This is a genomic window from Amnibacterium sp. CER49 (assembly GCF_029846255.1).
In the GTDB taxonomy this organism is placed as follows: domain Bacteria; phylum Actinomycetota; class Actinomycetes; order Actinomycetales; family Microbacteriaceae; genus Amnibacterium.
In genome coordinates this window covers 1,063,321-1,075,565 of sequence record NZ_JARVWQ010000002.1, presented here as the reverse complement: position 1 = coordinate 1,075,565, position 12,245 = coordinate 1,063,321, and the positions used below count along the sequence as shown (strand labels likewise).

The window sequence follows — 12,245 nt, the reverse complement described above, 5'->3', positions numbered from 1 at the left end:
CGTGGCGCGCTTCCCGCGGATCGTGCTCGCGACGGGCAACGCGCACAAGGTCGCCGAGCTGCGCGCGATCCTCGAGCCGCTCCTGCCCGGCGTCGAGCTGGTGCCTTACGGCGGCCCGTCACCGGTCGAGGACGGCGACACGTTCGTCGCGAACGCGCTGATCAAGGCCCGTGCGGCCGCGCAGGCCACGGGCCTCCCGGCGCTCGCCGACGACTCGGGAATCGCCGTCGACGCGCTCGGCGGCGCGCCCGGCATCCACTCCGCGCGGTTCAGCGGCACGGGTCGCGACGACGACAACCGCGCCCTGCTGCTCGAGCGCCTCCGCGGCGCCGAGGACCGCCGCGCGCGGTTCGTCTGCGCCGCCGTGCTCGTCGCAGGGGAGGAGCGTCTCGAGGCGGAGGCGGTCTGGCCCGGCGTCGTGCTCGAGGCGGAGCGCGGGGAGGGCGGATTCGGCTACGACCCGCTGTTCGAGCCGGACGGCCTCGGGGTCTCGGTCGCGGAGTTGACCCCCGAGCAGAAGAACACCCGCAGCCACCGCGCCCAGGCGTTCCGCCGCCTCGCCGAGCAGCTCGACTAGTCGGAGGTGGCGCTGTCCGCCTCGGCTCGGCGGGCCTTGCGCCGGTTGCTCAGCACGTGGAAGAGCGTCGGACCGAGGCTCAGCACCACCGCGGCGAGCAGGATGATGTCGATGTAGTGCTCGACGAAGCGGGCCACCGGTGGGATGTAGCCGAGCAGGAACCCGAGGAACGTGACCCCGAAGCCCCAGATGGCGGCGCCGATCACGTTGTAGGTGGAGTACTTCTTCGGGTTCATCCGGCCGACGCCCGCGGCGATGGGCGCGAAGGTGCGCACGATCGGCACGAAGCGGGCGAGGACGACGGCGATCGCGCCGTACTTGTCGAAGAAGCGGTTGGTGCGATCCACCTGCTCCTTGCTGAACAGCCCGGACTCGCGCCGCTCGAAGATCCGCGGGCCGGTCTTGCGGCCGATGTAGAAGCCGAGCTCGCCCCCGAGGAAGGCAGCGACCGCGATCGCGGGAGCCGCGATCCAGATGCTGATGCCGAGCCCATGGGCGCTGTCGCGGGACAGCAGGCCCGTGATGATGAGCAGGGTGTCGCCGGGGAAGACGAACCCGATGAGCAGGCCGGTCTCCGCGAAGACGAGCACGCAGACGCCGATGAGTGCGAAGGGGCCGAAGGCGTGGATCAGCGAGGTCGGGTCGAGCCAGGGAATCAACGCGTTCGGTACCGGCACGGCGTCTCTTCCTCGTGGTTCGTAGCGTCCGTCGCGCTCGCTGGTGGTGCGGAAGGAGGGACTCGAACCCTCACGCCGAAGCACAGGAACCTAAATCCTGCGTGTCTACCCATTCCACCACTCCCGCGCGGAGCGGGGCCAGTGTAGCGACGGCATGCGTCCAGCACGGGGACGCGCGACCCTGCCCGCCGGCCTGTGGACAACGACCGCGCCGGCGACACGCGTCTCGGCACACTGACCCCTCATGGGCGACCCCGTGCAGACCATCACCGAGACGGTGCGGCAGCGCGCGCGCCGCGGCGAGCTCGGCGGCGGGCCCGAGGAGGCGATCCGCGAGGAGCTGCGCCGGTACGCCGAGCACGCCTTCGCGTCGATGGCGCCGCTCATCGCCGACGAGCGGCAGGCGGAGCGCCGCATCGCTGCCGAGCTGACGGGCTTCGGCCCGCTGCAGCCGCTGCTCGACGATCCGGACGTCGAGGAGATCTGGATCAACGGGCCGACGCGGGTCTTCGTCGCGCGGAACGGCGTCTCGGAGCTGACGACGGTGCTGCTCACGGAGCAGGAGGTGCGCGACCTCGTCGAGCGCATGCTCGTCACGAGCGGCAGGCGCGTCGACCTGTCGAGCCCCTTCGTCGACGCGTCGCTGCCCGACGGGTCGCGGCTGCACGTCGTCATCCCCGACATCACCCGACGGCACTGGGCCGTGAACATCCGCAAGTTCTCCGACCGGGTCACCGACCTCGACCGGCTCGTCGAGCTCGGCTCGCTGCCCCGCCAGGCGGCCGACTTCCTGCGCGCCGCGATGCTCGCGGGCACGAACGTGCTCGTCTCGGGTGCCACGCAGGCGGGCAAGACGACGCTGCTGAACGCGCTGCTCGCGGCCGGACGCCCGTCGGACCGCATCGTCACCGTCGAGGAGACGTTCGAGCTGAAGCTGCCGGGCCGCGACGGCGTCGCGATGCAGTGCCGGCAGCCGAGCCTCGAAGGCACGGGCGAGGTCACGCTGCGACGCCTCATCAAGGAGGCCCTCCGCATGCGGCCCGACCGCCTCGTCGTCGGCGAGGTGCGCGAGGCCGAGGCGCTCGACCTCCTCATCGCCCTGAACAGCGGCATCCCGGGCGCCTGCAGCATCCACGCGAACTCGGCGCGCGACGCCCTCGCGAAGCTCTGCACCCTGCCGCTGCTCGCCGGCCGCAACATCGACAGCGCGTTCGTCGTGCCCACGGTCGCGGGCGCGGTCGAGCTCGTCGTGCACTGCGAGCTGCAGCGGGGTGGCGCGCGACGCGTGACCGAGATCCTCGCGCCGACCGGTCGGCTCTCCGCGCCGGCCGCCTCCGGCGGCGTGATCGAGGCGAGCCGGATCTTCGCCCTCGACGGCGGCGTGCTGCGCGCGACCGGTGCCCTGCCTGCCCGCACCGAGAAGCTCGTCACCGCAGGCATCGACGTCGCCGACCTCCTCGGGACGGGCCGGTGATCCCGGTCCTCGGCGCGCTCGGCGGATGCGGGCTGCTCCTGATCGTCTCGCCGCTGCTCTGGCCGCGGCGTGCCGAGCGGAAGCGCGCCCGGTCGGGCGAGCGCGTCGCCGAGCGTCTCGCCCGCGCGGGGCTGCCCGCCGTCGCTCCCGGGCTGTTCGTGACCGTGTCCGTGCTGCTCAGCCTCGCCGCGGCCGCGGTCGCCTACGCGGCGACGAGCCTCGCGCCCGTCGCCCTGCTCGCGCTCGTCGTGGCCGGCCTCGCCCCGTGGAGTGCGGCGGGCTGGCGGGCGAGGGCGCGGCGCCGGGCGGTGCGGGGGCTCTGGCCCGAGGTCGTCGACCACCTGCTCGGCGCGATCCGGGCCGGACGCCCGCTGCCCGACGCGATCGCGGGGCTCGGCGTGCACGGGCCAGGACCCCTGCGCGACGGCTTCCAGGTGTTCGAGCGCCGATGGCGCGAGACGGGCACGGTCGGTGTCGCGCTCGACGCCGCGAAGGCGCACTTCGCCGACCCGACCGCCGACCGCCTGCTCGAGGTGCTCCGCATGGCGAGGCAGGTGGGCGGCACCGAGCTGCCCGCGATCCTCCGCGACCTCGCCGTGTCGCTGCGCCAGGACGTCGCGCTCCGCGCCGAAGCCGAGGCCCGGCAGTCGTGGGTGACGAGCGCCGGCAAGCTCGGCCTCGCCGCGCCTTGGCTCGTGCTGCTCCTGCTCGCGACCCGGCCGGAGGCGGCCGCCGCCTACGGCACGCCCGCCGGCACCGTGCTCATCCTCGCCGCGGCGGGCGTCACCGGCGTCGCCTACCGGGTGATGCTCGCGCTCGGCCGGCTGCCCGAGGACCGGCGGTGGTTCACGTGAGCGGCACCCTCGCGCTCGCGGCAGCGCTCGGCGCGCTGCTCGGACTCGGGCTCTGGAGCCTCGCGAGCCGCCTGCCCAGCCTTGCGCGTCCGCGTCTCGCCGCTCGGCTCGCGCCCTTCCTGCTCGACGTCTCGCCCGAGGCGCGACGCATCGTCGACCGGGCGAGCGCCGACCCCGTGCCGGTGCTCGGTGTGCTCGCGGCGCCCGCGCTCGACCTGTTCCAGCACACCTTCGGCGGCCTGCTCGGCGGCACCGGGCGCACCGCACTGCTCCTGCGTCGCGCGGGGAACGACCTGACGATCGAGGCCTACCGCCTTCGGCAGCTGCTCTGGACGCTCGGGGGCGCCGCGGCCGCAGAGGCGCTCGCCGCGCTGCACGGCGTCACGGCCGGCGCCGTTGCGCCGCTGGTCGCCGCGCCGCTGGTCGGCGCGGGCGCGGGCCTGCTGCTCCGCGACCGGCTGCTCGTCCGCGCAGCGGGGCGGCGCACCGCGCAGATGGAGAGCGAGCTGCCGACCGTCCTCGAGTTCCTCGCGCTGTGCCTCGCCGCGGGGGAGGGCGTGCACGACGCCCTGCGGCGCGTCGCCGACGTCGGCTCCGGGCGGCTGGCGGCCGAGCTGCGCCGCGTCCTCGACGAGGTCGGGGTCGGCGTGCCGCTCGCCACCGCGCTCGCCCGGCTCGCGGACGACCTGCGGGTGCCGTCGCTCACCCGCTGCCTCGCCCATGTCGTCGGCGCGCTCGACCGTGGCTCGCCGCTCGCCGAGCTGCTCCGGGTGCAGGCCGTCGACGCCCGGGAGGAGTCGCGACGTGCCCTGCTCGAGTCGTCGGGGAAGAAGGAGATCACGATGCTGCTGCCGCTCGTGTTCCTGATCCTGCCCGTCACGGTCGCGTTCGCCGTCTGGCCCGGCTTCGTGGTGCTGCAGACCCAGCTCTGAGCCAGCGGCTTCGGCGGCGCCAGGACTCAATCGAGGCGGAGTCGGATCGCCTCGACCTCGACCTCGATCCCGCGCCCGCGGGCGAGGATGCGCTCCCTGCCGATCTCCCGGAACCCGTTGCGGCGCAGCACGGCCAGCGATCCGAGGTTGTCGACGAGCGTGCCTGCGAGGAGCGGGCGTTCGGGCACCTGCGCGAGCAGCAGCGCGAGCGCCTGCGAACCGATCCCTCGCCCCCAATGCCCTCGGTCGATCCAGAAGGTCACCTCGGGAGCGTGTCCGAATCGCCGTCCACGAGCGACCTGAGCGCGACGCTCATGCCGGGATGCTGTCACGGCGGGGCGCCGACGTCACGCCGCTTCGGCTGGTGGCCGTCCGCGCACGTGCCGGCGGTGGCGTTGCATCCGGTGCTTCGGGAGCGGGTCGCCCTGCCAGAGCTGTGGCACCAGGTACCGCTCGTGGTGGTGGATGACGATCTGCCATCGACTGAGCGGTTCGTGGATGAGGTGGTGGTGGTGGCTGCACAGCAGCACACCGTTCTTGAGATCGGTGGCGCCGCCGTCGCGGTTCCACCAGCGGATGTGGTGCGCCTCGCACCACGCGCCGGGTGCCGTGCAGCCGGGCCACGCGCAGCCGCCATCCCTGGCGACCAGCGCCTTCTTCTGCGCCGCTGAGAACAGGCGGGTCCTCCTGCCGAGCGCCAGCGGTTCCCCCGAGAAATCGGTCACGAGCAGCCGCGACGCACCCGAGCACTGCAGCCGCTTCACCGTCGGCACCGAGAAGCGCGCCAGGACGCCGTCCGGGTGGCCGGCGCCCTGCCGCCGCTCGAGCTCGTCGATCGTGATCACGGTGATCACCTCATGCGGGCTCGCCAGCGATCCACCGGTGCCTTCCTGCTCGGCGCGGACGCCCGCGCGGAACGCCGACCAGAGCGCATCGGAGTCGTGCTGAGCGCGGGTGCGGCCGTCCTGGGCGGCCTCGTGCCATTCGAGGTCCTCCCCGTCGTCCGGATTGCGCACGAAGGTGGTGCCGCGGCGGTGCACGTTCAGGAACGCCTCGATCTCGGCGCGGGTCTGCGCCGAGATCACCGCGGACAGGGTCGACGAGCCATCGGCACGGACGCGACCGAGCTTCAACGCCTCCTTGCGCCGCTGCTCCCGCTCATCCGGCTCCGCCCCGTCCGGATCCAGCGCCTGCGTCCACATGTGTGCCACCACCGCGAGCACGTCCACCGGGGCGGTGCGGGCGGTATTCGTCAGCGACGCCTCCGCCTCATCGAGATCCTCGTCCGCAGCCCGGCGACGGGCTCCATCGAGGGCGGCGAGGATCATCCGAGCCGACTCGAGCGGGACGCCGCCGTCCTGGACAGCGGCGGACAGCATCGGCGCGCGGCCCGGCAGCGGCTCATCGGTGAACGACCACCGCGACGCCAACCCGGCGCCGAGCGTGATGCGTCGCTTCGCTTCGCTGGTGCTGATCAGCAGCCGCTCCGCCAGGAGCTCCTTGCCGCCCTTCTGCTCCTCACGAGCCGCGAGGCTCTCGGACCCGAGCGCGGGCCGTGACCGGTGCTCGACCTCCGCTGCCGCGGCGATGCGGCGGGCGTCGACCAGCCGGCCGAGCTCCTCCCACGCCACGGCGTCGGACAGCAGATCCCGGTCGGAGTCGCATCGATCGGGAGCCGAGAGGGCGCGCGCAGCGGCAGTGAGCCGCCGCACCGCCGTACCTCGTTCCATACCTGCATCGTGTCAGAGGGGTCCGACACTCCTCCGTAGACAACCGACTGCTGATCAGCGCATCGAGTGTCTCGACAGCGGCGCGCCGCCATGGTCGTCGCTCTTCCGCTCGGCGGCTGCTCCCGCCACACTGAACCCGCCCGCAGCGCCGCGAGAAGGGATCTCCCATGGCCGAGGTCACGCCGTTCCTCTGGTTCGACGACCGCCTCGAGGAGGCGATCGACTTCTGGGCCGGCATCTTTCCCGACACGGAGGTGCTCGACCGTCGGCTCGATGGCGAGGGCCGTCTCTTCGGCGCGACCTTCCGCCTCGCCGGGCGGACGTTCTTCGGGCTGAACGGGGGACCGGGCCATCCGTTCACCGACGCGATCTCGCTCTACGTCGAATGCGCGGACCAGCAGGAGGTCGACCGGTACTGGGACGGCTTGCTCGAGGGCGGCACTCCCGTCGCGTGCGGATGGATCACCGACCGCTTCGGCCTCAGCTGGCAGATCGTGCCGCGGCGCCTGCCCGAGCTGCTCGGCGACCCGGATCCGGCGCGGGCGCAGCGAGCGATGGACGCCATGCTCCGGATGGTGAAGCTCGACATAACGGCGCTCGAGCGCGCCGCCGACGGCGTGCCCGCCTGACCCGACCGCCCCGGCCTAGCCGAGCCGCCAGAGGTCCGCGGGGCGCTCGCCCGGCCCGAAACCGAGACCGCCGGCGACCGCGGCCGCCTCCTGGAGGCCGCGCCCGACGTCCTCCGGCCGGTGCGCGTCGCTGCCGATCGAGATCGTCCGTCCGCCCTCCTCGATCCACCACAGCAGCACCATCGGCGTCAGCGGCAGCCGTGTGTTCAGCTCGAGCGCGCGGCCGCTGCCCGCGAGTCGGGACAGCGCCTCGCGGACTCCCGCCTCGTGCCGGGACCACGCGAACGGCGGTGCATCGACGGGCCGGTGCCGGAGGGGGTAGTCGAGGTGCGTGAGCACGTCGTAGGGGGCCGGGGAGCCGGCGAGGTCGGCGAGCTCGCCGAACCAGCGCTGGAGCACCTCGTCGGGATCGAGCGCCGCGAAGAGGGTCGGAGGCTCGACGAACTCGCCTTCGAGCTCGATGGAGTGGAGCGATCCGAGCACCCGGTCGAAGCCCCCCGCGTCGAGCAGCGGCCGTGCAGCGTCGATGTTCCGGTGCGGCTCGCCGAGCTCCGCGCCCGTGAGGATCCGAAGCCCCGGGAACCGGATGCGGCACCGCTCGACCGACTCGAGGTAGCCGTCGACGTCGAGCGGCGGCGGGCGCAGCAGCCCGTCCGCGCCCGTCCCCGGCGGCAGCTCGATCCCGTCGTCCCGCAGCGGGCGCCACACCGTGGTGTCGAGGTGCTCGGTGAGCACCACCGCGGGCAGCCCCAGCTCGACCGCGCGGGCGCAGGTGCCGGCCATGTCGCCGAGCGGGCTGTCCCACGACCACTCGGTGTGCACGTGCGAGTCCGCGGGAAGCGCCATCCGCGGATCCTCCCGGTCGAGCCGACCGACCTCGGACAGAGGCTCCGCCTAGTGCCCCTCGACGTCCGAGTCGACGCCGGCGTCGGGCCCCGTCGACAGCGCGTCGAGCGCGGTCATCTCCTCGTTCCCGAGCGCGAAGCCGAAGACGTCGAGGTTCTCGGCCTGGCGCGACGGCGTCGCCGACTTCGGCAGCGGCACGAGGCCGTGCTGCACGTGCCAGCGCAGCACCACCTGCCCGGGCGTCCGCCCGACCTGCTCGGCGATGCGCACGATCGCCGGATCCTGCAGCAGCGCGGCGCCCGGGCCGCCGAGGGGCGACCAGGACTCGGTCACGATGCCGTGCTCCTCGTCGTAGCGACGCTGCTCAAGCCGCGGGATGGTCGGGTCGATCTGGATCTGGTTGACCACGGGCACGATGCCCGCATCCTCGCGCAGCGTCTCGAGGTGCGCGGGCGTGAAGTTCGACACCCCGATCGAGCGCACCTTCCCTTCCTGCTGCAGCCGCGCGAACGTGCGCAGGGTCTCGACGAAGAGCCCGCGGGCGGGCAGCGGCCAGTGCAGGAGCAGCAGGTCCACGTACTCCGTGCCGAGGCGCTCGAGCGAGCCGGCGAGGCCGCCGACCGCCTTGTCGTCGCCCTGGAACTCGCCGTCGAGCTTCGTCGTGACGAAGACCTCCTCGCGCGGCACCCCGGAGCGCCGGATCCCCTCACCGACCCCGTCCTCGTTGCCGTACCGGACCGCGGTGTCGACGTGGCGGTAGCCGAGCTCGAGGGCGCTCGCGACGGCGACGGCCGCGTCCTCGCCCTTCAAGGGCCAGGTGCCGAGGCCGATCTGCGGGATCGCGGCGCCGTCGGACAGGGGGAGGGAGGGAGCAGCAGGCATGCCTCGAGGTCTACCACCTCGCTCCGATGGCCCCGGTCAGGGAGCGAGCGGCTTGCGCCACACGGAGACGTGCTGCTCGCTCTCGGCCGTGAAGGGCGTGCCCTGCCAGTCCGCCCACCGGTGCTCGAGCTCGAGGCCGGCGATGCGCGCCATGAGGTCGCACTCGGCGGGCCAGAGGTAGCGGAAGCGGCCGACGTCGTACCGCACCGTGCCGTCGGGGTCGCGGCGGTAGTGGTGCGACGCGGACTCCTGCGTCGCCGTGTCGATCGTGTCGAAGCCGACGTGCCCCTCGCCGATCTCGAACGGCACCGCGACCTGCCCCGGCGGCAGCCGCCGCAGCGGCGGGATCCCGAGCTCGATCACGAAGCGGCCCCCTGGACGGAGGTGCCGAGCCGCGTTCTCGAAGCAGGCGACCTGCTCGTCCTGACGACGGAGGTTCGCGATCGTGTTGAAGACGAGGAGGACGAGGGCGAAGCCCCCTGCTCCCGCCACCGACGCGGTCGCCATGTCGCCCTGCACGACGGGCAGGTCGCGGCCGCCGGGCTTGCGCCGCAGCTCGCCGAGCATCGCCTCGGACAGCTCGACGCCGCTCACGGCGAGCCCGCGGCGTGCGAGGGGCAGGGCGATCCGGCCCGTGCCGATCGCGAGCTCGAGCACCGGGCCGTCCTCCGCGAGCGCGACCAGGCGGTCGACCGCCGGACCCAGCACCTCGGGCGCGAACATCGCGGCCTCGTCCGCGTCGTAGGTGCTCGAGACCGACTCGTCCCACACGTCGCTGCTCGTCATGGCGTCGAGCCTCCCACCTGCCGCGGATACCGTGACCGGATGCCGGATCGATCCCGCACCTTCGGCGCGGTCGCCGCCTCGTACGAGCGGTTCCGGCCCGGCTACCCGGACGAGCTCGTCGACGCGGTGCTCGAGTACGCCGCCCGACCGATCCGGACCGCCTTCGAGATCGGCGCCGGCACCGGCAAGGCGACGCGGGCGTTCGCCGCTCGGGGCGTCGTCGTGACGGCCAGCGACCCCGACGAGGCGATGCTCGCCGAGCTGCGCCGACACGTCGGCGGCCCCGTCGAGACGGTCGTCGGTGCGTTCGAGGACGTGGCGATGAGCCGCACCTTCGACCTCGTCCTCGCCGCCGCAGCCCTGCACTGGACGCGGGCGGAGGGCCGGTGGGAGCGGATCGCCGCGCTGCTTCCGGACGGTGGCGTGCTCGCCTCGTTCGGTGGTCCGACCGGGCTCGCCGATCCTGCGCTCGAGGAGGCGGCGCAGCGTGCGCGCGCCCCCTTCGTCGAGGACGACGGCGTGCGGCCCCCTGAGGGCACGACGCCGGGCAGCCCGCTGGGGTGGCCGGGGAACGAGCTGCTGCGCACCCCGCTGTTCACCGACGTGCGGGAGGTGCTGCTGCCGCGGCGCCTGAGGATGCCTGCAGAGGAATATCTCGGTCTCCTGTCGACGATCTCGGCCTACCTCGTGCTGCCGGAGGAGGACCGGGAGGCTGCGCTCGCGGCGATCCGGGCGGTGCTGCCGGACACCGTCGACGTCACCGCCGACCTGGTGCTGCACCTCGCGCGTCGCGTTCGTTAGCGCCTGTGGACAATTCCGGAGGGGGGCGGCTCCGGCTCGGCACACTGGCCGCCGATCCTCGTCCCCCCCCCCCCCCCGGAGGCCCCCATGCAGTCCCTGCCCACGCCCGAACCCGCCGCCCTGCGCGTCGCCGCCGATGACCCCGAGCGCGGCGACGTGCCCGGCTGGGTGCTCGTCACCCTGATGACCGCCGGGCTCGTGGTGCTGCTCTGGGGCGTCGCCGGCCCCGCGCTCACCGGCCTGTTCCAGCAGGCGATGTCGAGCGTCTCCGGGCTGTGAACGACGCCGAGCAGGGCTCGGCCGCCGTCGAGTCGATGCTCGTGATCGTGCTGCTCGTCGCTCTCGTGCTCGGCGTGCTGCAGGTCGGTGCCGTGCTGCTCGTGCGCAACACCGCGCTCGACGCGGCGGCGGAGGGCGCCCGCTGGGCCGCCGTCGAGGGCAACGGCCCCGACGACGGCGTGCAGCGCACGCGACAGGTGCTCATCGACTCCCTCGGTCCGCGGTACGCGACCGACGTGCGTGCGGGCGTCCGCGAGGTCGCCGGCGCGGCGGAGGCGGCGGTCACGGTCTCCGCGCCGCTGCCCGTGCTCGGGCTGCTCGGCCCGCCGTCGGGCATCACCGTCACCGGCCATGCGCTCCTCGAGCCCGCGCCCTGAGCGCCGCGGCGACGACGGGTCGGCCGCCGTCGAGTTCCTGACCCTCGGGGTGCTGCTGCTCGTGCCGCTCGTCTACCTCGTGCTCACGCTCGGCGCGCTGCAGGGCGCGGCCTTCGCCGCCGAAGGGGCGGCCCGCCAGGCGGCCCGTGCCCTCGTCACAGCACCCGACGATGCGACGGGACGCGTCCGCGCCGCCGCGGCCGTCCGGGTCGCGCTCGACGACTGGCGCATCGCGCCGGACGCGTCCGCCGTCGCGGTCAGCTGCACGCCCGTGCCGGCCGACTGTGCGACCGCCCGCGGCACGGTCCGCGTCGCCGTCCGGGTCGCCGTCGCGCTGCCGCTGCTGCCCCGTGCCCTCGCCGTCGACGCGCCCGCCACGATCCCCGTGCAGGGCTCGGCCGTGCAGCGCGTCTCGATGTTCCAGGCCGCCCGGTGAGGGGCCGCCCCGTGCTCGAGGGCGACGAGGGCTCGACGCTGCCGCTGCTGCTCGTGTTCGTCGTGATCGCCGCGGGCTTCGTGGTCACCGCCGCCGCCGCGACGTCGCTCCACCTCGAGCGGCTGCGCCTCCTCACCCTCGCGGACGGGGCGGCGCTCGCCGCCGCCGAGTCCTTCGCGGTCGCCGACGCGCACGTCGAGTCCGGCGTCGTGGTGCCGCGGCTGACGGCGCCGGCGGTCGCGGCGGAGGCGCGCGCCTACCTCGCCGATGCCGACGCGGCGGGCTTCGACGGCCTCACGCTCGACTCGGCGACCACGCCCGACGGCAGGACCGCGTCGGTGCGGCTCACGGCGGTCTGGCACCCGCCGGTGGCGGGTGCGCTGCTGCCGCTGTCGGTGCCGGTCACGGTCACCTCGACCGCGGCTGCGCGCTTCGGCTGAGGGTCAGCGCGGCTGCAGCACGAGCAGGCTCGAGGTCGCGGTCGCGTAGACGGTGCCTGCCTGGTCGGTCAGCTCGCCGTCGGTGAAGATCACCCGCGCGCCGCGCTTCACGACCCGTCCCGTGGCCGTGACCCGGCCGGCGCTCGGCTGCACGGCGCGCAGGTAGCGCACCTGGAGGTCGATCGAGGTGTAGCCGACGCCGGCGGGCATCGTGGTGTGCCCCGCGCAGGCGAGCACCGTGTCGAGCAGGGTGCAGGCGAGGCCGCCGTGCACCGAGCCGAGCGGGTTGAAGAACGCCTCCCGGGGCTCGCAGGACACCGAGAACCGTCCGTCCTCGATCGTGTCGAACCGCATGCCGAACACCTCGGCGATCGGCGGCGGTGCGATCTCGCTCCGCTGCACGGCACGCAGGTACTCGATCCCCTGCATCGCGGCGAGGCTCGGCAGGGCCTCCCGAGGATCCTTCCAGGTCACGGTGAGGCGGCGCTCGTCGGTCACGGTCGGACGCTAGTGGAGCGCGGCGGC

17 protein-coding genes and 1 tRNA gene are annotated in these 12,245 nt (G+C 74.0%); 10 read left to right on the top strand and 8 right to left on the bottom strand.

The window, feature by feature from the left end:
- Window position 1 precedes the first annotated feature (1 nt).
- Entirely contained in the window at window positions 2-577 is a 576-nt protein-coding gene (gene rdgB, locus QDR37_RS15165) for an RdgB/HAM1 family non-canonical purine NTP pyrophosphatase (RefSeq protein ID WP_279714615.1), read from the top strand.
- Here the strand turns inward: rdgB and QDR37_RS15160 are convergent.
- Window positions 574-1,254, bottom strand: a complete 681-nt coding sequence (locus QDR37_RS15160; RefSeq protein WP_279714614.1) for a VTT domain-containing protein — start codon at window positions 1,252-1,254, stop codon at window positions 574-576. The two genes, rdgB and QDR37_RS15160, sit on opposite strands and share 4 nt — an antisense overlap.
- Before the next feature lie 44 nt (window positions 1,255-1,298).
- Window positions 1,299-1,381: transfer RNA gene (locus QDR37_RS15155), tRNA-Leu, on the bottom strand.
- 117 nt (window positions 1,382-1,498) lie between these two features.
- On the opposite strand from QDR37_RS15155, the gene QDR37_RS15150 reads away from it, so the two are divergent.
- The 3 genes from QDR37_RS15150 to QDR37_RS15140 are packed head-to-tail and all read left to right on the top strand — an operon-like array spanning window position 1,499 to window position 4,514.
- A complete protein-coding gene (locus QDR37_RS15150; protein ID WP_279714613.1) occupies window positions 1,499-2,728 on the top strand; it encodes an ATPase, T2SS/T4P/T4SS family in 1,230 nt (409 codons plus the stop codon).
- Window positions 2,725-3,582, top strand: coding sequence for a type II secretion system F family protein (locus QDR37_RS15145; protein ID WP_279714612.1), 858 nt, complete (start codon window positions 2,725-2,727; stop codon window positions 3,580-3,582). The genes QDR37_RS15150 and QDR37_RS15145 overlap by 4 nt, the downstream gene beginning before the upstream one ends.
- Window positions 3,579-4,514 carry a type II secretion system F family protein gene (locus QDR37_RS15140; protein WP_279714611.1) on the top strand — a complete coding sequence of 312 codons (936 nt, stop codon included), beginning with the start codon at window positions 3,579-3,581 and terminating at the stop codon, window positions 4,512-4,514. The genes QDR37_RS15145 and QDR37_RS15140 overlap by 4 nt, the downstream gene beginning before the upstream one ends.
- 26 nt (window positions 4,515-4,540) lie before the next feature.
- On the opposite strand, the gene QDR37_RS15135 is transcribed toward QDR37_RS15140, so the two are convergent.
- Window positions 4,541-4,846 carry a GNAT family N-acetyltransferase gene (locus tag QDR37_RS15135; protein WP_279714610.1) on the bottom strand — a complete coding sequence of 102 codons (306 nt, stop codon included), beginning with the start codon at window positions 4,844-4,846 and terminating at the stop codon, window positions 4,541-4,543.
- Between the two features lie 15 nt (window positions 4,847-4,861).
- Complete coding sequence (locus QDR37_RS15130) at window positions 4,862-6,244, bottom strand: HNH endonuclease signature motif containing protein (protein WP_279714609.1); 1,383 nt, start codon at window positions 6,242-6,244, stop codon at window positions 4,862-4,864.
- 167 nt (window positions 6,245-6,411) lie between these two features.
- Here QDR37_RS15130 and QDR37_RS15125 point away from each other — a divergent pair, with 167 nt between their 5' ends.
- Window positions 6,412-6,873, top strand: coding sequence for a VOC family protein (locus QDR37_RS15125; protein WP_279714608.1), 462 nt, complete (start codon window positions 6,412-6,414; stop codon window positions 6,871-6,873).
- A gap of 15 nt (window positions 6,874-6,888) precedes the next feature.
- Here QDR37_RS15125 and QDR37_RS15120 read toward each other — a convergent pair whose 3' ends face one another.
- Genes QDR37_RS15120 through QDR37_RS15110 form a run of 3 tightly spaced genes read right to left on the bottom strand, consistent with a single transcriptional unit; the run spans window position 6,889 to window position 9,387 of the window.
- A complete protein-coding gene (locus QDR37_RS15120) occupies window positions 6,889-7,719 on the bottom strand; it encodes a PHP domain-containing protein (RefSeq protein WP_279714607.1) in 831 nt (276 codons plus the stop codon).
- Window positions 7,720-7,767: 48 nt separating this feature from the next.
- The gene (locus tag QDR37_RS15115) at window positions 7,768-8,601 is read right to left on the bottom strand and encodes an aldo/keto reductase (RefSeq protein ID WP_279714606.1); all 834 of its coding nucleotides are present in this window, start codon (window positions 8,599-8,601) and stop codon (window positions 7,768-7,770) included.
- 36 nt (window positions 8,602-8,637) lie between these two features.
- The gene (locus QDR37_RS15110) at window positions 8,638-9,387 is read right to left on the bottom strand and encodes a class I SAM-dependent methyltransferase (RefSeq protein WP_279714605.1); all 750 of its coding nucleotides are present in this window, start codon (window positions 9,385-9,387) and stop codon (window positions 8,638-8,640) included.
- Window positions 9,388-9,426: 39 nt separating this feature from the next.
- Here QDR37_RS15110 and QDR37_RS15105 point away from each other — a divergent pair, with 39 nt between their 5' ends.
- From QDR37_RS15105 to QDR37_RS15085, 5 genes are all read left to right on the top strand, one after another.
- Window positions 9,427-10,188, top strand: a complete 762-nt coding sequence (locus tag QDR37_RS15105; RefSeq protein WP_279714604.1) for a class I SAM-dependent methyltransferase — start codon at window positions 9,427-9,429, stop codon at window positions 10,186-10,188.
- Window positions 10,189-10,275: 87 nt separating this feature from the next.
- Window positions 10,276-10,467 carry a hypothetical protein gene (locus QDR37_RS15100; protein WP_279714603.1) on the top strand — a complete coding sequence of 64 codons (192 nt, stop codon included), beginning with the start codon at window positions 10,276-10,278 and terminating at the stop codon, window positions 10,465-10,467.
- Entirely contained in the window at window positions 10,464-10,844 is a 381-nt protein-coding gene (locus QDR37_RS15095) for a TadE/TadG family type IV pilus assembly protein (protein WP_279714602.1), read from the top strand. Before QDR37_RS15100 ends, QDR37_RS15095 begins: the two co-directional genes overlap by 4 nt.
- Entirely contained in the window at window positions 10,819-11,280 is a 462-nt protein-coding gene (locus QDR37_RS15090; protein ID WP_279714601.1) for a hypothetical protein, read from the top strand. Before QDR37_RS15095 ends, QDR37_RS15090 begins: the two co-directional genes overlap by 26 nt.
- An 11-nt stretch (window positions 11,281-11,291) precedes the next feature.
- Complete coding sequence (locus QDR37_RS15085) at window positions 11,292-11,720, top strand: pilus assembly protein TadG-related protein (protein WP_279714600.1); 429 nt, start codon at window positions 11,292-11,294, stop codon at window positions 11,718-11,720.
- Window positions 11,721-11,723: 3 nt separating this feature from the next.
- Here QDR37_RS15085 and QDR37_RS15080 read toward each other — a convergent pair whose 3' ends face one another.
- On the bottom strand, window positions 11,724-12,218 hold the full coding sequence (locus QDR37_RS15080; protein WP_279714599.1) for a PaaI family thioesterase: 495 nt from the start codon (window positions 12,216-12,218) through the stop codon (window positions 11,724-11,726).
- Between the last annotated feature and the right edge of the window lie 27 nt (window positions 12,219-12,245).